A 19736-nucleotide genomic window follows, 5' to 3' on the forward strand; every position below is an offset into this window, starting at 1 on the left:
GCTGGCTAATCATAGAGGGGAGGCTTGTTGTCAACTGGATTCTTGAAAAAGTTTTTTCCCTATGTGAAAGGAACATGTTAATGTTAATTATTTACACTAATGTCATCTTTAAGGGGGGTAAAATTTAATTATAAAAAGGTCCATTTTTCACTTGACAAATACATTTAGAGATTGAATAATCTTGTATGCCTTAGATTTAGATACGCCGAGTAATGCCATAACATCTTCAACCTGGAAGAATGCCATATCTGCTCCTCCTTTCTCATTTACAAACTGTATATTGGTTATTATGAGTTTTGTTTTTTTGGTTCTCTTGATTTGTTATCCAGTGACAATTATCCGGTGAATAACTACCATCATTATTTATGCGATCCAAATGTAACCCCTCAGAATATCCATTTGCTATAGACCAATCATAAAAGGCTTTAAAATCATTGATCCACTCTTGGCAAACTCTTATACCACGGCCACCATATCGTCTATAGTACTTATTATTCGGATTTGTACACCGTTGCTTCATTGCAACCCAAACATCATAAATTTTTGCTCGCTTACTGTGTGTTATCATCCCGTGCTTTGTGCATCCTATCTTGGTACGTTCACTACGAAGACAGCCGCAACTTTTGGTGCCTCCTCCGGTAAGGCTTTTTTTAGGAACAATATGTGTCTTTCCACAGTCGCATTGACATTCCCAGAGGCTTTGGTGGTTCTCTGCAAAGCCAACATGACGTAAAACAATTAATCGTCCATAACGTTCTCCAGTAATATCAACAAATCGCCTGCTCATAAATCCCATCCCCTATTTAAAAGTTTTTTCTGCCCAAAGCCGCAGTTCTTGGCTGTATACTGCTATTTGATCTAATGCTCGTAGTATTTCTTCAAGCGCTGGCTTCTCATGCTCTGTTATAACTCCATCTGCAGCTATATCAATGAGCTTATCCTTTATATCATCAATAAATCGAAGCGATGATAAAACCTTGATTGTTAACCGATCGAGTTCTTCAATCTCTAACTTGGGAACCGTATTTCTTCCGATCGGACACTCATTAGTGCAATAATAATTTTTAATCTCCGGTGCGTTGTAGAGGTCTGCCATCAAAACCACTTTGTCCACCGGTACTACTTTTGTGTTACCAAGTTCATAATCTGCAAGTGATGAAACTGAAACTCCAAGCAGTTCGGCTGCTCCTTCCCTGCTGTTTAGCTTGTCATTGTACTTTGCTGCCTCTTTTCTACAGCGGCAGTATATGTTGTCCATTGCTTTTGTAGGGTTGGTTCCCATTTATTACACCTACCTTTTGCACTATAATAACCTTATAAAAAATGTTCCATTTAGACACTATTATTTTCAAAAAAAATATCATCGCCTTCGTATTGCAACGCATCTTTTATTTTTCTTGCTACGGAAAGGGAGGGATTTTTGTTGCCAAGCTCAATATTTGTATATGTTACTCGATCTATCTTCGCAAGTTCCGCAAGTTCTTTTTGCGTTAAATTTCTCTTAATTCTAATTTCCTTTAGCTTTTTTCTCATAAAAACACCTCCTTAAATGTGTCTTTTAGGAACATCTATCTAAATTATAGTTTCAAATAGGAACATTGTCAAGAGGTTTTAATACGAATTTGTTGATTTTAGACACCTATGTTTATTATGGGAACACCGTAGTATATAATCTTATTTACAGGAGGTGATAAATAATGGACTTTGGACAAAGATTAAAGTCGCTTAGAGAAGAGAAAAAAATCACACAAGATGAATTAGCTATACATATTGGAGTTGGAAGACCCACTATTGCAGGATATGAAACTAAAGGTAAACAGCCAAGCTTTGAAATATTAGAGAAACTGGCTGATTTTTTCGGCGTTTCTATAGATTATTTATTGGGACGTACTAATGATTTAAACTATAAGGATATGGTCTTTGATAATGATATTGCTCTATTAATAAAGCATTACAAAAGTCTTCCTGATGAAATGGCTAAAATAATGACATCAGTAGTGGACAAATTCTACCTTCTTATTAATAGAGACGTAAAATCGCATAATAAAGCTGCATTAGAAATCTACGAAGCAACCTTAAACACCATTCTCGATCTCAGAAGAGCTATAAAGGATTTTAAATTTGAAAGATATGATTTAAACATATCTGATTCATTAACTAGCATAATTGAAATACAAGCAAAATACAAAAATGACATGAATTTATTAATAGACAAATTAGTCCAATTATACTTGGACTCCAATGAAGAGTTTAAAAAAGCAAAAGACGAAATGTCATCAGCATTAGAGAAGCACGCTTAGGAAAAGCAAAGAATAGAAGTAATATTTTAAGAGGAAAGAATGAATGATGAGAAAGCCAAAAAACAAGAAAAGCAATATTTCCTTGATATTTTTGTAAGTGGATCTGAGAACGATAGTACAATTGAAGTGCTAATTCAAATTTCTAAAAATCATGAACTATTAAAAGGACAATTTATGACTTTCAGAAATACTGCAGTTGATATGGTGCAAGAAGCAGGACTAACAAAAATGCCTGATGGAATGAGAAAAGTAAATGTCAGGATATTATGGGCAGACACAGCAACTGAAAAATATATATTTGAATATGGTGTTGGATGGAATAAGGAAGTTCAATAGGGGTAATTGGATGCTTCAAGATTATTTAAAAAGATATAAAGACACCTATATTTCTGTTAAAGCGCTTTTGAGTTATCCTTTGTGTAATTTTGTAAATGAATTTTTTACTTACACTAGAAATTATGAGTCCGGATTAGATTTTACGGATTATTGCTATCGTATTTTAGAAATGAACAGAGATAAACTTAATGATAAAGAATTTGAGTGTTTAGACAAAATTTTAATCAGGTTAAGGCTTTCTATGCTCGATTACCTTAACCGCTGGGGAGAATATATATCATACTATGAAAATATTCTCTCAACAAAGAATTACCTGCTTACATATGACAAAGGCAGAAACGATCCGGATTTCAACAGATATGTTGTTTATGAAGATAAAGATTATAAGTATGTCCATTTTCTTTATGTTGGAAGTTATAGATATGAAATTATAAAACGTAAATTCAGTAAATGGCTTAATGGAAAGAATGTGGAACACTTAAAGCGTCACCAGCAGGACAGACTTTCTGATACTGAACTACAAGAAAGGATTGAATCAATATTCACTCGACTTGATATGTATTTACGTAGAAGTCAGAATGATAAATAACCAAAACCCCGCCCTATATAGGGGTGGGGTTATTCTGCAAAATGGGGTGTTATTATGCCTGTATATAAAGACGAAAAACGTGGAACCTGGTATGCAAGTTTTTACTATACAGATTGGACAGGCACACGTAAACTTAAAAAGAAAAGAGGATTTATTAAACAAAAGGATGCCAAAGATTACGAGCGTGAATTTCTGAATAAATCTAACCAGAGTTGCGATATGGCATTTGAAAGCCTTGTTGAATTATATATGGAGGACGTATCCACTCGCTTAAAAGAAAGCACTATGGACACTAAGAAAAATATTATAGATACTCATATTCTGCCATTTTTTAAAAAACTTCCCATAAACAAAATAGAAGCTACCCATGTAAGGAAATGGCAAAATGATCTTATAAAAAATGAAAAAGGCTATGCCTTGACATATCTTAAAACAATAAACAATCAATTAAGTGCCATTTTTAATTATGCGGTAAAATACTATAAATTACCTGGAAATCCAGTCCGCATAGCCGGTAGTATGGGAAAAAAGAAAGCAGATGAAATGGAAATATGGACACTTGACGAGTTTGAACAGTTTATTTCAACTGTAGATAAACCAGCTTTAAAACTTGCTTATGAGATAATGTTTTGGACCGGCCTGCGTGTCGGTGAATGTATTTCTCTCACTCCTAAAGATATTTGGCCGGAAAAAGTTATTGATGTAAACAAAACATCTTCAAGGAAAAACGGTGAGGATCGGATATATGATCCAAAGACTACTAAAAGCGCCCGAAAGGTACCGATACCTGAATTCTTATATAATGAGATACAGGGCTATATAAATTCCTTGTATGAGATTAAGGATACTGACAAGATATTTTATTTCACCAAGTCCACGCTTAATAAAAACTTGGATTATTACTCAGAGCGTGCCGGCGTCAAGAGGATCCGAGTCCACGACCTAAGGCATTCCCATGCCTCATTATTGATTGAAATGGAACAGCCAATACTCCTTATTTCTGAACGCCTGGGACATGAGAATGTGCAAACAACTTGGGAAACATATGCACATCTTTACCCTAACAAAGGTATACAATTAGCTGAAGAATTGCAGAAAATTAGAAATCCAGAATCCCAATGCCAAAATAATACCACAAACGAAAACGAATCCCAGAAAACCCTTGAATAATAAGGGTTTTCGGGGATTTAATATATCATTCCCATTCAATAGTCGCTGGCGGTTTGCTTGTAATATCATAAACCAATCTGTTTACGTGTTTTACTTCATTCACAATTCTGTTTGAAATCTTTTCTAAAACATCATAGGGTATTCTAGCCCAATCGGCAGTCATAAAATCTGTGGTAGTCACTCCCCTGAGTGCAATGGTATAATCATAGGTCCTTTCATCCCCCATTACACCTACACTCTTCATACCTGTCAAGACAGCAAAATACTGGTGTATATCGCGATGTAAACCTGCTAATGCTATCTCTTCCCTGAATATTGCATCGGCTTCTTTTAATATATCAAGCTTTTCTTTTGTCACTTCGCCAATCACCCTTATTGCCAGACCCGGTCCCGGGAAAGGTTGCCTCCATACAATATGCTCTGGAATGCCCAATTCCAAACCAACCTGTCTTACCTCATCCTTAAAAAGATTTCTCAACGGTTCAATAATTTCTTTAAAATCCACGTAGTCCGGAAGTCCTCCAACATTGTGGTGGCTCTTTATAACTGCAGCATCACCTGCTCCACTTTCGATCACATCAGGATATATCGTGCCTTGGACAAGATAATCTACAGCACCTATTTTTTTAGCTTCTTCTTCAAATACCCTTATAAACTCCTCACCAATTATTTTCCTTTTCCTCTCTGGATCAGAAACACCCGCAAGCCTGCTTAGAAATCTGTCTTCGGCATTTACCCTGATTAAATTCATGTCAAATTGTTCTCTGAATACCTGCTCTACCTGGTCACCCTCATTCTTTCTAAGCAGACCATGGTCTACAAAAATACACGTTAATTGCTTGCCTACTGCTTTATGAATCATTACGGCAGCAACTGAGGAATCTACACCGCCGGATAATGCACAAAGAACCTTTTTGTCTCCAATTTTATTCCTGATTTCTTTTATAGACTGCTCAGCAAAGGCAGACATCTTCCAGTCACCTTTACATCCGCAAATATTATATAAGAAATTTCTCAGTATTTCCTTTCCTTTAGGTGTATGCACCACTTCGGGGTGGAATTGAACACCATATAAATTCTTTTCTTTATGCTCTATAGCCGCTACCGGACAGCTGTCAGTTTTTGCAATTACATTAAATCCGGCTGGAGGAATTTCGACATAATCGGTATGACTCATCCAGCACACCGTATTTTTTTCAATATTCTCAAACAATTTACTGCAACAGTCGAGGTTAACATCTGTTTTCCCATACTCCCTCTTAGGTGCTCTGGCCACTTTCCCTCCTAAAAGGTGGCTCATCAACTGTGTCCCGTAGCAGATGCCAAGCACCGGTACACCCAATTCAAATATCTCTTTACTGCACACAGGAGCATTTTCTGCATAAACACTGGCTGGCCCCCCGGTAAAAATAATACCTTTGGGATTCATACTTTTGACCCTGTCTATAGATACATGATAGGGAAGCACTTCACAGTATACGTTGCATTCCCTTACCCTTCTTGCAATAAGCTGGTTATATTGTCCGCCAAAGTCAAGTACCAGAACAATTTCGTTATTCACACACATACCTCCATTACACTAGCTCAGAGCCCGGAGTTTGGAGCCCGGAGAAATTAGCTTAAAATTAACTTATCGATTTAACTCCTAATCATTAATAATGAATTATTATATATGATATTGCCGAAAATTAAAAGAATTTTTTCTCTTTATTTATTATTGAATTGTGCAGTAACATTATACACCTTGGAAAATTGATAATCGTACAGCACTACAGTCTCTTGCTTGGCCGGCCTGTCATTGAAAATATCAGCCAATACATCAAAATCAAAAACATGAAAATCTACTTCTTTAATAATCTTTTTTGGCGGTATCTCTATATATTGGGGCAAAAACTTGCGAACATTTTCTTCATTTTTAAGAAAATTAAAACACTTTTCCTTAAAGTCCGGGATATCTTTGCTTTTTGCCCAATAAGGCGGCTGTATCCCTTTCTGATGATAGAACAGGTCGAATTTTAAATATTGACTGAAAATATCAACTTCTATCCCGAATCTTTTATTATAAAATTCAAAAAGTATATCATATAAGGCTTTTCTGCTATGGGCCAGCCTGTCCATCCCTTCCTGTGCAAAATATTCCGACAGGTCTTCAAAAAACTTAAAAGGTGATTTGTAAAACCTCTTCAATATATACCCCAGGGATTTTTCAAAGACCTTTGAATTATGATACTTTTCCAAAACATCTTCCACACCTTTCAATTTTAATATTTCTCCATAGCCTATCCATTTATTTCGTAATACTTCATAGGGTGGAAGGGTGGTGTGCTGATATTCATATTCCCCCGCCTGCTGTCTAATCTTTGAACCTTTGAGCAACTTTAAAAAGCCCATCTGTAATACATGGGGAGAAAGCCGGTATACATCATCAAAGGACCGTATAAACGACTGGTAATCTTCTTCTGGCAGCCCGGCAATGAGGTCCAGGTGAAGATGTATGTTATCAACCCGGCTCAACTTTTTTACATTAGCAGCCAATTTTTCAAAGTTGGTTTTCCTATCTATTGCGCTAATCGTATTCAAGTTGGTAGACTGAACCCCTATTTCAAACTGAAATAATCCTTTTGGAATACCGGCCAAATATTCAATCATTTTATCGTCAAGCAAGTCAGCTGCAATTTCAAAGTGAAAAGAGGTATTTTTTTGATTTTCCACCAAAAACTTAAACAATTCCATGGTCCTGTCTTTATCACAATTAAAAGTCCTATCTACCAACTTTACCTGCTTTACGTCATTTTTTATCAAAAACAGCAGGTCCGATTTTACTCTATCCATTGAAAAGTATCTTACCCCATGAATAGTAGATGAAAGGCAATAACTGCAATTAAAAGGACAGCCCCGTGAAGTCTCATAGTATACGATTTTTCCTGTTAATTTAGAAATATCTCTCTCGCTGTAAGGGCTTGGAATTTTATCCAAATCACATATAAGAGGCCTGCTTTCATTGATAATGATATTTTTATACGCATCCCGGTAAGCAATTCCTTTCATATTTTCTAGTGGCTGTTGTCCATTTGTTAGATATTCTAATAGCCCCTTTAAGGTTTCTTCCCCTTCTCCCACGATAATATAGTCAATAAATGTATGTTTGCTTAAAATCTCCCCGGCATCATAGGATACTTCCGGACCTCCTAGTATAATAATGCTGTCCGGTTTCACTTTTTTTAGCCGGTCTGCAATCTCCAAAATCATGGAGATATTCCATATGTAACATGAAAAAGCAATGATATCTGTGCCAGTTTTATAGATGTTGGCTGTAATGGAATCAAGATGGTCATTAATTGTGTATTCTTCCACAACCATTTCATAATTTCCATTTTGGCAGTATTTCTCCAAGTATCTTAATGCCAAGGAAGAATGTATGTATTTTGCATTTAATGTTGTTAACAATACTTTCATATTAGCCTCCACGCCGGGCTATCCCGGCACAAATAATGATGAAAATATGCTTGACTGTTCAGGGCTTCGACATAGGGACAGTTCCTCAGTCGCATGAAAACCGCATGCGACAGACGAACCGTCCGAAATCACTGAAAAAGTCCGGTTCAGCGATCTATCTTTACAGATCACAAATACCGATGAAAATAGCACCAAACCTAGATCTGGCGGCTCTCTCCGTGCTCCAAACTCCGAGCTGTTTTCACATTAAAGCATAAAAGTTTAGTAGGGCGTATATTTTATTTTTGAAGAATATTAAATGCGCCTCACTAAACTTTTATATTGATATTACTTCACTTCTACCGTCCATCCGAATATATCTTCAATCTCTCCATTTTGAATGCCGGTAATAGTATTATAAAGTTTTTCAGATATTTCTCCAATTTTCCCTTGGTTAACAGTGATAATATTTCCATTCCAGTTGAATTCTCCTATAGGAGAAATAACTGCAGCAGTTCCGGTACCAAAGGCTTCTTCCAAAGTACCGTTTGCATGGGCATCATATAGCTCTTGAATGGAAATTCTTCTTTCGGTAACCTTTAATCCCCATGACCTTAACAGTTCAATAGAGGAGTCTCTGGTTATACCGGCAAGTATGCTGCCTTCCAGGGATGGCGTAATAATCTCACCGTTTATCTTGAAGAATACATTCATTGTTCCAACTTCTTCGATATATTTTCTTTCAACACCATCCAGCCATAGAACCTGGGTGTACCCTTTTTTCTTAGCTTCCATCTGGGCTTTTATGCTGGCAGCATAGTTGCCGCAGGTTTTTGCAAAACCAACGCCGCCTTTTACAGCTCGAACATATTCAGTTTCTATATATATTTTAACTGGATTAATACCTTCTGGATAATATGCACCTACTGGTGACAGTATAATGATAAACATGTAGGTTTGTGAAGGCCTGACTCCGAGAAACGGATCGGTTGCAATGATAAACGGTCTTATATAGAGAGAAGTTCCCTCTGCCTCCGGAATCCAATCCTTGTCTACTTCTACAATGGTTTTAACTGCTTCAACGCCAAAGTCAACATCTATTGGCGGAATACAAAGTCTGTCGTTGGAAATATTGATTCTTTCCATATTTTTTTTGGGTCTGAATAAAAGAATCCTGCCATCTTTTGCTTTATAAGCCTTCATCCCTTCAAAAATGGCCTGGCCATAATGAAGCATCATGGTTGCAGGGTCAAGCTGCAAAGGCGCATAAGGAACTATCCTTGGGTCATGCCAGCCTTTTCCCTCGGTATAGTCCATGATAAACATATGATCAGTAAAATATTGCCCAAAACCTAATTTATTTTGATCAGGCTTTTGCTTTGGTGTTTTTGTTTTTTCAATTCTAATTTGTAAAGACATAAATAATTTTACCTCCTGTTAAGCTTTCATAATTCCCGCACATTTTTAGCTTTAATAATACTTTTATGCTTACGTTATATTTTACTTAAAGATGCTGCAAAATACAATCCCCTAATTAACGTTATTTGCTTCAAATCTTACTTTTTTATAACATTATCTGCTTATATTTCTCTTCAATAATAGTGATACAAACTATATAGTTCACAGTTAACAGTTTTCAGTTCACAGTAGTAAACGATTTAATAGCTTTTACTGTGAACCGTGAACTGTGAACTGTGAATTTATTTACTTTATCTGCCATGCAAAATCATTATCAGTAAATATATAGTATAAAATAAAAATTAATATTTTGAAAAAGATACAGAAAATAACACTTCAATAATTATATCCTAAATAGCTAAGCAATAATTATGATATAATATACTATATAACATAACTAATGCACCAAAGGAGGACCAGTAGAATGATAGAAAATAAAAATAATAAACTACCCAAGAGAAAAGAAATCGAACAGCAATATAAGTGGAAACTGGAAGATATTTATGCAAGCAATGATGAATGGGAAAAAGATTTTGTCAAGGTTAAGGAATTGATCCCTCAAATGGCTCAATACAAAGATAAGCTGGCGGATTCGTCAACAACGCTTTTGCAGGCATTAAAACTTAGCGACGAACTATCCAGCCTCACCGAAAGGGTTTTTGTTTATGCCCGCATGAGAAGGGATGAGGATAATACGAATGCTACATATCAAGCACTAGCTGATCGTGCTAAGAGCCTATCTATTGAAGTGTCCGGTGCTCTCTCCTTTATTACACCGGAGATTATCTCCATTCCTGAACAAAAACTGCAGGAATTTTTAAATAAAGAGCCGGAATTAGAAGTATACAATCATTATATCAATGAGATTTTACGTCAGAAAAAACATGTGCTGTCTTCAAATGAAGAGGCACTGCTGGCTGCAACCGGAGAAATTGCCGGCGCTGCCCGGGATATTTTTACCATGCTCAACAATGCCGATATAAAGTTTCCAAACATAAAAAATGAAAAAGATGAAGAAGTTGAGCTTACAAAGGGTAACTTTATTCATTATATGGAAAGCGGTGACCGCAGGGTAAGGCAGGACGCATTTAAAGCATTATACAGCTCCTATATCAAGCAAAAAAACACCCTGGCAGCTTCACTCAATGCTAACGTGAAGAAAAATATTTTTTATTCAAGAGCCAGAAAATATCCTTCCGCCTTGGAAGCATCCCTGGATCCGGATAACGTACCCAAATCAGTATACGATAACTTAATCAATACCATTCACAATCATTTACACCTTATGCACCGGTATGTAGCTTTGAGGAAAAAGGTGCTGCAACTGGAGGAACTTCATATGTATGATTTATATACTCCTCTGGTAAAAGAAATGAACAAGCACATTTATTATAAAGAAGCATTGGAAATAGTAGAAAAAGCACTCCAGCCCCTGGGCGATGATTATATTAAAGCATTAAAAATGGGCTTTAACGAGGGATGGATTGATGTATATGAAAACGAAGGAAAAACCGGAGGAGCCTATTCCTGGGGAGCTTATACTACGCATCCCTATGTGCTGCTGAATTATCAGGGGACCATGAAGGATGTATTCACCCTTGCCCATGAAATGGGGCATGCGTTGCATTCCTATTATACCAATAAGCATCAGCCATATATCTATTCCCAATATAAAATTTTTGTTGCCGAGGTTGCCTCTACAGTAAATGAATCTTTATTAATGCACCACCTTTTAAAAAATACAAAGGATCAAAATGAAAAAGCCTATTTAATCAACCACTACCTGGATGAATTCCGCGGAACTGTTTTCAGGCAGGTGATGTTTGCCGAATTTGAAAAGATCATTCACGAAAAGGCTGAAAATGGCGAAGCACTAACTCCCCAGCTTCTGTCTGACATCTACCATTATTTAAACGTTCAATATTTTGGTGATCAAATGTTTGTTGATAGTGAAATAGACATGGAATGGTCCAGGATTCCCCATTTTTATAACAGTTTCTACGTCTACAAGTATGCTACAGGATTTGCAGCTGCAACTTCTCTGTCCAGACAAATTCTTGAAGAAGGTCAGCCTGCGGTAGACAGGTATATCGGATTTTTAAGCAGCGGTGATTCCGATTATCCTATTGAAATCCTCAGAAAGGCCGGGGTAGATTTATCGACACCACAACCCATTGTGGATGCGTTAAAGGTATTTGAAGAAATGTTAGACCAGATTGAAAAGTTATTGCTGTAATACATTGCTATTATAATGGTTAAACTATTTACCGAAAATATTTTATTGAGGTGATCGTTTTATGTCTAATATCGGAGTTCAGGGCAGCCTGTTAGAAGTTCGAAATGTTTTAGAAGAAAACGGAATTGCATACGACCCTTTATCTGACGACAGGATCATCGGCATGCAATTAGGAAATTATGATATTGTAATTGTTGAAGATAAAAGCGTTGTATCCAAAAATTCTAAAGATGTAACTGTAATTGAAGCAAAAGGTATTTCTCCGGATGAAGTGTTTGAAAAAGTAAAATACATGCAATAAGGGCACATGTACCTTTATTGCATGTATTTTAGCATTTCACACCTTCAATAGCAAGTAATTTTTGTTTGAGCTCTAATCCACCACCATAACCCACCAGTTTTCCTCCTTGTCCAATAATCCGGTGGCAGGGCACAATGATAGGTACAGGATTTTTATTATTTGCTCCTCCTACAGCTCTGCCAGCTTTGGGATTACCTATTTTTGAAGCAATATACCCATAAGTAACAGTAGTGCCATAAGGCACTTTTATCAATTCATTCCACACCTTTCTCTGAAACTGCGTACCTATTAAATGCAAGGGTACTGTAAACACAGTCCTTTGCCGGTTGAAATATTCTGTCAGTTGGGCAATGGCACACCTAAGAATATCGGTTTTCTGCTGAACAATACTGTTAAAATTTTTTTGCAGCCATACCATGAAATCACTCTCATATTGCCCGGGAAATGCTATATTACATATTCCTTCCTCACTGGCTGCAACATATAGGCTGCCTATTGGCGAAACATATTCTGAAAAGTATACGGTTGACATATATTTTCACACTATCCTTTCCTTTTGTATTCTATAGGCGTCATACCCACCGTATTTTCGTAAATTCCATTTACGCAGTTTCTATAGCCGCATCTTCTTCCAGTCCCAATTCTGCAATAGCCATTTCCCTCAGTTTGTACTTCTGTATTTTTCCACTGGCTGTCATAGGATAGCTGGCAACAAATTTTACATATTTCGGCACTTTATGCCTTGCCATATTATCCAACACAAACTGTTTTACTTCTTCAACAGTAAGAGAAGCACCGTCTTTTACAATAATATATGCCATAATTTCTTCACCCATGCTCTTGCTGGGTACTCCAACCACCTGTACATCCTGAACTGCCGGGTGGGTATAAAGAAGTTCTTCTATTTCTCTCGGATAAATATTTTCGCCACCGCGTATAATCATATCCTTAATTCTACCCGTTATCTTACAATATCCGTTCTCGTCCATTGTTGCCAGGTCTCCCGTATGCAGCCATCCTTCGTCATCTATGGCTTTACGGGTAGCTTCTTCCATCTTGTAATATCCCTTCATGACAAGATATCCTCTTGCACACAATTCACCCGGTACTCCTCTCGGAACTTCTTTTCCTGTCTCAGGGTCAATGATTTTCACCTCTACATTTGGAAGAGCCCTCCCTACAGTGCTTACCCTTAGCTCTATAGAATCCTCTACCCTGGTCTGTGTGATAACAGGGGAAGCTTCGGTCTGTCCATAAGCAATTGTAATTTCCCTCATACCCATTTTATCCACTGCCTGCTGCATAACCTTGATAGGACATGGTGAACCTGCCATAATCCCTGTTCTTAATGAAGACAAGTCAAACTTATCAAACTCTGGATGTTCCAACATAAAAATGAACATGGTAGGAACGCCATGGACAGCAGTGCAGCGTTCTTTTTCAATTGCTTGAAGAACTTCCAGCGGTCTGAAATATTCTATTGGAACCATCGTTGCACCATGAGTTACACAAGCCATCACTCCCAATACACATCCAAAGCAGTGGAAGAATGGTACCGGAATACACAGACGGTCTTTATGAGTAAATTTCATACATTCTCCGATAAAGAATCCGTTATTCAAGATATTATAGTGAGTAAGCATAACTCCTTTCGGAAAACCTGTGGTCCCTGAGGTATACTGCATATTTATAACATCATGGGGGTCAAGATTTCTTTGACGTTCGTGTAGCTCCTCATCACTTACCTCCCTACCCATTTCCATAATATCCTGCCATTTAAACATACCCGGATGTTCTTTTTCGCCGATATATATAACATTTTTCAAGTAAGGCAATTTACTTGTTTGCAAATTTCCCGGTTCAGAATCTTTAAGTTCAGGACATAGTTTATTAAGAATTTCCACATAATTGGAATCTTTAAAACCATCGATTAAAAGGAGGGTTGTGGAATCGGATTGTCTAAGAAGGTATTCCAACTCAAAAATCTTATAATTCGTATTTACAGTAACCAGCACCGCACCAATTTTAGCAGTGGCAAACTGGGTGATTACCCATTCCGGATAATTGGTTGCCCAGATAGCGATGTGATCCCCTTTTTTGACCCCAAGTTTCATAAATCCTTTTGCTGCCTGTTTGCATACCTCATTGAATTCCTTATAAGAATACCTTAAGCCTCTATCAACATATACAAGAGCATCATTATCCGGATATTGGTTTGAAATATTATCTAAAAAATCACCGATTGTCAAATTAATAAATTCCGACATTCATTTCGACCTCCTTAAGATAAAAACCCCGCACCTAAACATCATATCGTTCAGGGGCGAGGTTCAATATTCGCGCTACCACCCTAATTTACTATTGCATCACTGCAACAGCCTCATTAAGTCATTTGGACTCTGGTATTAACGGTACCACCGGCAGTACTTACTTAATTAATTTCAGTAGTGCAGTTCCGGAGCGAGCTATATTACATACCATATACCGGTTTACACCAGCCACCGGCTCTCTTTAATATAAGTATGTATTTATTCTCCTTCATTACTTTTTACCTATAACAGCAGCATAAAATTGACGTTTACATCTTGTTCCACGCTGCTTTTTCTACCCTGCTAACATCTGTAAATGTTAATTTTAATCAGGGCAGAGTATATAATTAGTGATGATTTTATCATGGTGTCAACTTTCATGTCAATAAGGATTATTTTTTAAAGCCAAAAATATTAGTTATTTTCTTAGCACTCGCTATGTAGGATAATTCTTGCAAATTCTAGTATTATAATATATGTTGTATTTTTAACAAAACAAAATATAAGAAAATTTACTCTATAAAAAGTTCGGAGAATTTTTGCAAAAACTCTCCGAACTCTGAGCTAATTAAAGAGGTTTACGTCCGCTTCATATAAGCCTGCTATTATATAATCTGCATCCTTTAGTACTTCTTTTGTCCCAATTCCTACAGCAGCCATCCCCGCTGCCTTTGCTGCCTGTATACCTGCTTGTGCATCCTCAAAGACCGCACAGCTTTCCGGAGCAATACCAAGTTGTTCTGCAGCCTTTATAAACACCTCAGGGTCCGGCTTTGCCTTGCTTACTACATTCCCATCTACTATCACATCAAACAATTCACTGAGCCCTACTTTTTCCAGGATTGTTTTAGCGTTCTTACTTGCAGAGCCAAGAGCTGTTTTTACTCCTCTTTCTCTTAACTTTAGAATAAACTCTCTTGCACCTTTTAATATTTCCGATTCATTCATCTGGTTAATATACTCTTTATACCACTCATTCTTTTTTTCTGCCAGTTGGGCTTTGACATCTTCACTTAAATCTATTCCTCCAATTTCGAGTATGATCTCTAAAGACCTCATCCGGCTTACACCCTTTAGTCTTTCATTATCTTCTATGGTAAAGTTAATACCTAATTCTTCCGATAGCCTTTTCCAGGCAAGAAAGTGGTATTTGGCGGTATCAACGATGACACCATCCAAGTCAAATATTGCAGCTTTGAGCTTCCTCATATATTATCCATCCTTTATTACATATTTTATCGGGGTATGTCCCTAAGCCGTATCCTTCTTCCTACTAAACCGGACTTTTTTGTGGTTTTGGTTTTACTCCCCACTCCCCACTGTCCACTCCTCACTATTTTTATATTAATACCTTTCAATCAAATCACATTGCTAAATATTTGACGAGCCTCTAAGAAAATTTTTTGTCCACAATGAACCATCTCTAATGCTTCTCCTTCTAATAGCTCATAGCTGGTTTCATGTCTTTTTACAGTTACGCCTATCAGTCTTCCTTTGTAGGTTATTTTAAAGCTGTATTCTTCCCAGCTCTCCGGAAGGTACGGGTTAAAGCTCAGGGTATTATCGTATATCCTCATGCCTGCAAACCCATGTACAAGGCACATCCAAGTGCCTGCCATATTGGCAGCATGGATACCGTGTTTTGTGTTTCCGTGATAGTCATCCAGATCCATCCGGGCTGTATTCATAAAGTAATTGTAGGCTTTTTTATAGTATCCGATTTCACTTGCTACAATGCTAAAGATACAGGTTGATAGGGAAGAATCATGGGTTGTTATTTTTTCATAGTAGTCATAGTTTCTCTGTTTTTCTTCTTTTGTGAATTTATTGCCTAGCATAAATAATGCCAGTACCACGTCAGCCTGCTTACAAACCTGGTGTCTATAAATAACCAGCGGGTGGTAGTGCATAAGCAGCGGATAGTTTTCTTTAGGCGTATTTTCAAAATCCCATACGGCCTTGTCTAAGAAGCTGTCGTCCTGGGGGTATATTTTAAGTTCTTCATTATAGGGTATATACATATTATCAGCTGCTTTTTTCCAGAACTCAATTTCTTCCTCTTCAAGATTAAGCTGACTAACCAGTTGCTCGTATTTTTCTATCTTGTTCTCTTTGAGCCATTTTGCTGCATCATAGGCATATTGTAAGTTTTCTTTTGCCATAAGGTTTGTATAGCAGTTGTTATTGACTATTGCAGTATATTCATCCGGTCCGGTTACACAATTTATGCAAAATTTATTACCTTTATTTTCAATAAACTTTCCTAAGTCTGCCCACAGCCTTGCGGTTTCAAAGAGTATTTCTGCACCGTTGTTAATTAAAAAGTCGTTATCTTCTGCAGCTTCCATGTACCTTTTAATGGCAAAGGCAATATCTGCATTAATGTGGTACTGGGCAGTTCCGGCAGGATAGTAAGCCGAACATTCTTCCCCGTTTATTGTCCTCCAGGGAAATAAGGCCCCTTTTTTATGTGCCATCTGTCTTGCCCTCTCTCTTGCCTTGTCTAAAATACTGTACCGGTATTCCAGAAGCCTCCGGCTAATACCGGGATTATTATATAAAAAGAAAGGCAGGATATATATTTCGGTATCCCAGAAATAATGCCCTTCATATCCTTCTCCGGTTAAACCTTTGGCTGCAATATTGGTTTTTCCATCCCTTCCTGCAGACTGCAATAAGTGGAACATATTAAACCTTATCCCCTGCTGAAGGGCGATATCTCCTTTTATTTCAACATCAGTACGATACCAGAAGTCATCTAAAAATTCTCTCTGATGTTTTAAAATTTTTTCAAATCCTTCTTCTTTCCCTCTATTTGCTATGTCCTTGGCCATAGTAAATAACAGTTCTTCTTTTAAGTCTCTTGAGGTGATATAGGATATATATTTATTGAGGGTTATTTTCTCATCCTTTTTTGCTTCTACAGTATAAATAACACCCACCATAAATTCTGTAGAAATATTTTCCAGTTTATAGCTGCTCTTTGCATGTATTTCATTTTCCATTGCACAGGCTAGTGTAAAGTTAGTGTTTTTGGTCTTTTGGATGAGTGCTCCGAAGTTATCTTCAATGATTTTGTCTTCAACACTGAGTACCCTTCCCTGAAGCCCTGAGCCTACCCTGGGGTCATTTTCAGTGGTTAGATTGGTAACATTTCCGTCTAAAGCTGACAATAGCCTTATAGTCCCGTTAAAATTTAGTGGGGTTACTTGATAGCTTATTGCAGCTAAATGTTTATCTTTAAAGGAGATTAGCCTTTTTACTTCTATTTTTACTTCTCTTCCCTTTGGTGAACGCCATCTAAGACTTCTTTTTAATGTACCCTCTTTTAAATCCAGCACTCTCTTATATTCCGTAACCTCTCCTGTAAGCATATGAAACTCTTCATCTTCTACATAGAGCTTAATGATCTTACTATTGGTCACATTAAGCATGGTCTGGCTTTTTTCTGCATAGCCATAGGCAATTTCACCGTACTTTATGACCTCGCTTTCATAAAATCCGTTTAGATAAGTACCTTCCAATCCTGTACCCGAAGGACCTGTATATCCTTCTTCAAAATTACCCCTCATACCTATATAGCCGTTTCCCAAAGCAAAGATGGTTTCATTCCTGTAGTTGTTTTCTGCCTTAAAACCGTCTTCAATTATTTCCCACTCATTATAAGGATAAATTGCTGTTTTTTCTTTTAGCATACATTCTTCTCCTTCTGCTATCATTTCCTGACTGGTGAAGCACTTTACGCTATTAATATAACTTTATAATTTTACCGTTAATACTGTCAATTTAAAAAAATACGAAATTGTTTAAAATTTATAGCTTTTTCGACTATCGGCTATAGTGCTTTCTGTTCCATGAATATCCACAATTGCAGAGCTACATTTTAGTTGATCATATAAAGAAAAAATGATACATAGAGACGTTTCTCAACGAAGGAAGAAATACATCCCAATGTATCATTTTTGTTGAGTATGCCGGTTAGCTTAATCCTAAAGTTAGATGATCATATTACCTATAATTCGAAAACTGATTATTTTTTATGAATTCATTAACATTCATACAAGATGGTTTATGACATTCAGGATATTCTTCAAGTTTCTCCTGTTCTATCATCTGTGATATTTTCCAATCTGAAACGTATTCATTAAAATTACTCTCTAGTTGCTTAAAATTTAATTTTTTCTCCACAAAAGCACTCCCTCCTTATGATTGTTGGCAGTTCATGGTACTAGCTCACAGACTATTCTCATTTATCTTACGAACTACCAACAACTTTTATACTACTTTAATTTTATCATTCTACATCTTAAAATATTCCATTTTTTTGTTATATATTTTTGGATAAAAATTATGCTATGTCTATTGAATTTTTATACAATAAAATGTATAATTATAACATTATCAGCTGTTTATTTTTAATAGCTCGTAATGATTATAATTAACCAACTTTAAAACTAAATATTGTAAATATTAAAGTTGGTTAAATTCATCGATAACTGCATTAATTTATTTTTAACTTTAATATTGGTTATCCATATAATTATAAGGAGGTCTCAAAAATGGTCAAAGTTGGCATATTAGGTGCTACTGGATACGCAGGAATAGAACTGGTCAGAATTGCAGCCCAGCATCCCCAGGTACGGATTACGTCAGTAGTATCTCAAAGTTTTGTCGGACAAAAAATATCTGATATCTACCCGAATCTCCGGGGTATTGTAGATACAGTTTGTGAGGAATTAAATATAGATGAAATTTCCATGAAATGTGATGTTGTTTTTACTGCGCTGCCTCATGGTGCTTCAAAAACAGTTATTCCACAGTTAATCCAATCAGGACTGAAGGTAATTGACTTAAGCGGCGATTTTCGATATAACGATGTTTCAGTATATGAGAAATGGTACGGTACAAAACATGAAAATCCTGAATTGTTAGAAAGCGCGGTTTACGGATTACCGGAATTACATAGAGATAAAATAGCTGGCACCTGCCTTGTAGGCAATCCAGGGTGCTATACAACCTGTTCCATCCTTGGGCTGGTTCCTTTACTTGCAAGTAAGTTAGTGTATACAAATAATATTATTATTGATGCAAAGTCTGGGGTGTCCGGTGCTGGAAGAAGTCTGGCTTTGGATTATCATTTCTGTGAATGTACAGAAAATATGAAAGCATATAAAATCGCTACTCACAGGCATACTTCTGAAATTGAACAGGAATTAAGCCTTGTAGCCCAAGAGGAAATAATTGTTTCTTTTACACCTCACCTGATTCCAATGAAACGGGGAATTATAAGCACTATTTACGCTAATTTAAAAGAAAAGTATACAACTGCACAACTATTGGATATTTATAAAAAATATTATAAAGATGAATTCTTTATCAGAATATATGATGAGGGCCAACTTCCGGAAACCAACCATGTTGCCGGATCGAACTTTGTAGATATCGGACTGGTGGTTGATGAGAGATTGAACAGGGTGGTAGTAGTTTCCGCTTTGGATAATCTGATAAAGGGTGCAGCCGGACAGGCCGTACAGAATATGAATATTATGTTTGGGCTGGACGAAAAGATGGGACTCGCTGCACCGGGACTTTATATTTAGGG

General features: G+C 36.8%; 18 protein-coding genes and 1 other annotated feature. Of the genes, 7 read left to right on the forward strand and 11 right to left on the reverse strand.

Annotation, left to right across the window (positions count from 1 at the left end; translation table 11 throughout):
• Positions 1 to 262: 262 nt before the first annotated feature.
• The 3 genes from CIB29_RS06955 to CIB29_RS06965 are packed head-to-tail and all read right to left on the reverse strand — an operon-like array spanning position 263 to position 1533.
• On the reverse strand, positions 263 to 787 hold the full coding sequence (locus CIB29_RS06955; protein WP_094548150.1) for a hypothetical protein: 525 nt from the start codon (positions 785 to 787) through the stop codon (positions 263 to 265).
• A gap of 12 nt (positions 788 to 799) precedes the next feature.
• Positions 800 to 1282 (reverse strand): helix-turn-helix domain-containing protein, encoded by a 483-nt coding sequence (locus CIB29_RS06960; protein ID WP_094548152.1) that lies wholly within the window; start codon positions 1280 to 1282, stop codon positions 800 to 802.
• Positions 1283 to 1332: 50 nt separating this feature from the next.
• Entirely contained in the window at positions 1333 to 1533 is a 201-nt protein-coding gene (locus CIB29_RS06965) for a helix-turn-helix transcriptional regulator (protein WP_094548153.1), read from the reverse strand.
• A gap of 164 nt (positions 1534 to 1697) precedes the next feature.
• Here CIB29_RS06965 and CIB29_RS06970 point away from each other — a divergent pair, with 164 nt between their 5' ends.
• From CIB29_RS06970 to CIB29_RS06985, 4 genes are read left to right on the forward strand one after another with little or no spacing between them, the layout of a single operon-like run.
• Positions 1698 to 2300, forward strand: a complete 603-nt coding sequence (locus CIB29_RS06970) for a helix-turn-helix domain-containing protein (RefSeq protein WP_094548155.1) — start codon at positions 1698 to 1700, stop codon at positions 2298 to 2300.
• A gap of 39 nt (positions 2301 to 2339) precedes the next feature.
• Positions 2340 to 2636 (forward strand): hypothetical protein, encoded by a 297-nt coding sequence (locus CIB29_RS06975; RefSeq protein WP_094548157.1) that lies wholly within the window; start codon positions 2340 to 2342, stop codon positions 2634 to 2636.
• A gap of 10 nt (positions 2637 to 2646) precedes the next feature.
• Positions 2647 to 3225 (forward strand): hypothetical protein, encoded by a 579-nt coding sequence (locus CIB29_RS06980; protein ID WP_094548159.1) that lies wholly within the window; start codon positions 2647 to 2649, stop codon positions 3223 to 3225.
• Positions 3226 to 3279: 54 nt separating this feature from the next.
• On the forward strand, positions 3280 to 4395 hold the full coding sequence (locus CIB29_RS06985; protein ID WP_094548161.1) for a site-specific integrase: 1116 nt from the start codon (positions 3280 to 3282) through the stop codon (positions 4393 to 4395).
• Between the two features lie 25 nt (positions 4396 to 4420).
• Here the strand turns inward: CIB29_RS06985 and guaA are convergent, their stop codons facing one another.
• The 3 genes from guaA to CIB29_RS07000 all read right to left on the reverse strand — a co-directional run bounded on the left by guaA (position 4421) and on the right by CIB29_RS07000 (position 9249).
• Positions 4421 to 5962, reverse strand: a complete 1542-nt coding sequence (guaA, locus tag CIB29_RS06990) for a glutamine-hydrolyzing GMP synthase (protein WP_242965091.1) — start codon at positions 5960 to 5962, stop codon at positions 4421 to 4423.
• Positions 5963 to 6102: 140 nt separating this feature from the next.
• A complete protein-coding gene (locus CIB29_RS06995) occupies positions 6103 to 7851 on the reverse strand; it encodes a B12-binding domain-containing radical SAM protein (protein ID WP_094548165.1) in 1749 nt (582 codons plus the stop codon).
• A gap of 327 nt (positions 7852 to 8178) precedes the next feature.
• Positions 8179 to 9249, reverse strand: coding sequence for a branched-chain amino acid aminotransferase (locus tag CIB29_RS07000; protein ID WP_094548168.1), 1071 nt, complete (start codon positions 9247 to 9249; stop codon positions 8179 to 8181).
• Positions 9250 to 9712: 463 nt separating this feature from the next.
• Between CIB29_RS07000 and pepF the strand changes: the two genes are divergently transcribed.
• Both pepF and CIB29_RS07010 read left to right on the forward strand, forming a co-directional pair.
• Positions 9713 to 11524 carry an oligoendopeptidase F gene (gene pepF, locus CIB29_RS07005; RefSeq protein WP_094548170.1) on the forward strand — a complete coding sequence of 604 codons (1812 nt, stop codon included), beginning with the start codon at positions 9713 to 9715 and terminating at the stop codon, positions 11522 to 11524.
• Between the two features lie 61 nt (positions 11525 to 11585).
• Complete coding sequence (locus tag CIB29_RS07010) at positions 11586 to 11825, forward strand: YkuS family protein (RefSeq protein ID WP_094548172.1); 240 nt, start codon at positions 11586 to 11588, stop codon at positions 11823 to 11825.
• Between the two features lie 28 nt (positions 11826 to 11853).
• On the opposite strand, the gene CIB29_RS07015 is transcribed toward CIB29_RS07010, so the two are convergent.
• The 5 genes from CIB29_RS07015 to CIB29_RS07035 all read right to left on the reverse strand — a co-directional run bounded on the left by CIB29_RS07015 (position 11854) and on the right by CIB29_RS07035 (position 18322).
• A complete protein-coding gene (locus tag CIB29_RS07015) occupies positions 11854 to 12357 on the reverse strand; it encodes a methylated-DNA--[protein]-cysteine S-methyltransferase (protein WP_094548174.1) in 504 nt (167 codons plus the stop codon).
• A 70-nt stretch (positions 12358 to 12427) separates the two neighbouring features.
• Positions 12428 to 14092 carry an AMP-binding protein gene (locus CIB29_RS07020; RefSeq protein ID WP_094548176.1) on the reverse strand — a complete coding sequence of 555 codons (1665 nt, stop codon included), beginning with the start codon at positions 14090 to 14092 and terminating at the stop codon, positions 12428 to 12430.
• Positions 14093 to 14141: 49 nt separating this feature from the next.
• Positions 14142 to 14376, reverse strand: a binding site (T-box leader).
• A 322-nt stretch (positions 14377 to 14698) separates the two neighbouring features.
• Positions 14699 to 15343 carry a beta-phosphoglucomutase gene (gene pgmB, locus CIB29_RS07025; protein WP_094548178.1) on the reverse strand — a complete coding sequence of 215 codons (645 nt, stop codon included), beginning with the start codon at positions 15341 to 15343 and terminating at the stop codon, positions 14699 to 14701.
• 149 nt (positions 15344 to 15492) lie between these two features.
• Positions 15493 to 17829, reverse strand: a complete 2337-nt coding sequence (locus CIB29_RS07030; RefSeq protein ID WP_094548180.1) for a glycoside hydrolase family 65 protein — start codon at positions 17827 to 17829, stop codon at positions 15493 to 15495.
• Positions 17830 to 18142: 313 nt separating this feature from the next.
• Positions 18143 to 18322: a hypothetical protein gene (locus CIB29_RS07035; RefSeq protein ID WP_094548182.1), complete on the reverse strand. Its 180-nt coding sequence runs from the start codon at positions 18320 to 18322 to the stop codon at positions 18143 to 18145.
• 371 nt (positions 18323 to 18693) lie between these two features.
• Here CIB29_RS07035 and argC point away from each other — a divergent pair, with 371 nt between their 5' ends.
• Positions 18694 to 19734 carry an N-acetyl-gamma-glutamyl-phosphate reductase gene (gene argC, locus CIB29_RS07040; RefSeq protein ID WP_094548184.1) on the forward strand — a complete coding sequence of 347 codons (1041 nt, stop codon included), beginning with the start codon at positions 18694 to 18696 and terminating at the stop codon, positions 19732 to 19734.
• The last annotated feature ends 2 nt before the right edge of the window (positions 19735 to 19736 follow it).

It is taken from the genome of Petroclostridium xylanilyticum (assembly GCF_002252565.1).
In the GTDB taxonomy this organism is placed as follows: domain Bacteria; phylum Bacillota; class Clostridia; order SK-Y3; family SK-Y3; genus Petroclostridium; species Petroclostridium xylanilyticum.

Coding starts and splice junctions, on each gene's coding strand:
- CIB29_RS06955 (WP_094548150.1), bottom strand. CDS start 787: ATGAGCAGGCGATTTGTTGATATTACTGGAGAACGTTATGGACGATTA.
- CIB29_RS06960 (WP_094548152.1), bottom strand. CDS start 1,282: ATGGGAACCAACCCTACAAAAGCAATGGACAACATATACTGCCGCTGT.
- CIB29_RS06965 (WP_094548153.1), bottom strand. CDS start 1,533: ATGAGAAAAAAGCTAAAGGAAATTAGAATTAAGAGAAATTTAACGCAA.
- CIB29_RS06970 (WP_094548155.1), top strand. CDS start 1,698: ATGGACTTTGGACAAAGATTAAAGTCGCTTAGAGAAGAGAAAAAAATC.
- CIB29_RS06975 (WP_094548157.1), top strand. CDS start 2,340: ATGAATGATGAGAAAGCCAAAAAACAAGAAAAGCAATATTTCCTTGAT.
- CIB29_RS06980 (WP_094548159.1), top strand. CDS start 2,647: ATGCTTCAAGATTATTTAAAAAGATATAAAGACACCTATATTTCTGTT.
- CIB29_RS06985 (WP_094548161.1), top strand. CDS start 3,280: ATGCCTGTATATAAAGACGAAAAACGTGGAACCTGGTATGCAAGTTTT.
- guaA (WP_242965091.1), bottom strand. CDS start 5,962: ATGTGTGTGAATAACGAAATTGTTCTGGTACTTGACTTTGGCGGACAA.
- CIB29_RS06995 (WP_094548165.1), bottom strand. CDS start 7,851: ATGAAAGTATTGTTAACAACATTAAATGCAAAATACATACATTCTTCC.
- CIB29_RS07000 (WP_094548168.1), bottom strand. CDS start 9,249: ATGTCTTTACAAATTAGAATTGAAAAAACAAAAACACCAAAGCAAAAG.
- pepF (WP_094548170.1), top strand. CDS start 9,713: ATGATAGAAAATAAAAATAATAAACTACCCAAGAGAAAAGAAATCGAA.
- CIB29_RS07010 (WP_094548172.1), top strand. CDS start 11,586: ATGTCTAATATCGGAGTTCAGGGCAGCCTGTTAGAAGTTCGAAATGTT.
- CIB29_RS07015 (WP_094548174.1), bottom strand. CDS start 12,357: ATGTCAACCGTATACTTTTCAGAATATGTTTCGCCAATAGGCAGCCTA.
- CIB29_RS07020 (WP_094548176.1), bottom strand. CDS start 14,092: ATGTCGGAATTTATTAATTTGACAATCGGTGATTTTTTAGATAATATT.
- pgmB (WP_094548178.1), bottom strand. CDS start 15,343: ATGAGGAAGCTCAAAGCTGCAATATTTGACTTGGATGGTGTCATCGTT.
- CIB29_RS07030 (WP_094548180.1), bottom strand. CDS start 17,829: ATGCTAAAAGAAAAAACAGCAATTTATCCTTATAATGAGTGGGAAATA.
- argC (WP_094548184.1), top strand. CDS start 18,694: ATGGTCAAAGTTGGCATATTAGGTGCTACTGGATACGCAGGAATAGAA.